1 protein-coding gene is annotated in these 1380 nt (G+C 36.4%); it reads right to left on the bottom strand.

Annotated elements, in window-relative coordinates; translation table 11 throughout:
- Positions 1–7: 7 nt before the first annotated feature.
- On the bottom strand, positions 8–1261 hold the full coding sequence (gene clpX, locus AX762_RS12250; RefSeq protein WP_071849392.1) for an ATP-dependent Clp protease ATP-binding subunit ClpX: 1254 nt from the start codon (positions 1259–1261) through the stop codon (positions 8–10).
- Between the last annotated feature and the right edge of the window lie 119 nt (positions 1262–1380).

Genomic DNA, 1380 nt, shown 5'->3' with positions numbered 1-1380 from the left:
ACCTTGATTAACTGACCATTTCCCCGTCTTTATCGTAGAAAATTGGGTGTTTCTTTGTTTCTACAGTTTCTTCAGTAATACGTACTTTCTTGATCTCTGCTCGACTTGGTATTTCGAACATGATGTCCATCATAATACTTTCAATGATCGAACGTAATCCTCGAGCACCAGTATCTCGGTCGATTGCTTTTTTACCTATACTACGTAAAGCATTCTCTTCAAATTCCAACTCAACGTCATCAATTTTCAGAAGTTTCTGATACTGTTTAACTAAAGAATTTTTAGGTTTTGTTAATATTTCAACTAAATCATCTTCATCTAATCTATCCAGTACAGCAGTAATTGGTAAACGACCGATAAATTCAGGAATCAATCCAAATTTCAAGAGGTCTTCAGGAATGATTTGTTGAATAATGCTTCCTTTATCCTCAGTTTCTTTACGTTGGGTTGATGCACCGAATCCAATAACTTTGTCGCCTAAACGATTTTTAACGATCGTTTCGATGCCATCAAAGGCTCCCCCTACGATAAATAGAATATTCGTTGTATCAATTTGAATCAACTCTTGATGTGGGTGCTTTCTTCCGCCCTGAGGAGGAACACTTGCTGTTGTTCCTTCCAGAATTTTAAGCAGCGCCTGCTGCACACCTTCACCACTAACGTCACGGGTAATTGAGACGTTTTCAGATTTACGTGCAATTTTATCTATTTCATCAACATAAATGATTCCGCGTTGAGCTGCCTCAACGTCGTAATCAGCTGATTGTAATAGTTTGAGTAGAATATTTTCTACATCTTCCCCAACATACCCAGCTTCTGTCAAGTTCGTAGCATCTGCTATTGCAAAAGGAACATTCAAGATACGTGCGAGAGTTTGAGCTAAATACGTTTTACCTGATCCGGTTGGACCGATCAGACAAATATTGCTTTTTTGCAATTCGATATCATCTTCATCGCTATTTTCCAAATTATTGATCCGCTTGTAATGGTTATATACCGCTACAGATAATGTTTTTTTCGCTGACTCTTGACCAATGATGTAATCATTTAAAATTTCTCTAATTTCGAATGGTTTAGGTACGGTCATTTCCCCGTCAAACGATTGTTTACTAAACTCTTCTTCCATTATTTCTTGACATAAATCTACACATTCATTACAGATATAAACTCCAGGACCAGCTACAATTTTTTTCACTTGATCTTGAGATTTTCCGCAAAAAGAACATGAGATGTTTCCTGTTTGTTCTTCTTCATTAAACATTAAGTTGGCCACCTCGTTTCTAGGTTGTTCATAGTTCGATACTTTTTATATTAAGAAAAACGGGAATGCTTAATTAGCATTCCCTTTTTCATTTTCAAATTATTCGGAGTCAGAATCTT

The organism is Alkalibacterium sp. 20, assembly GCF_001885615.1.
Classification (GTDB): domain Bacteria; phylum Bacillota; class Bacilli; order Lactobacillales; family Carnobacteriaceae_A; genus Alkalibacterium.
Note: the sequence above shows the minus strand (reverse complement) of the source record. Positions and strands in the feature narration are given on the sequence as shown.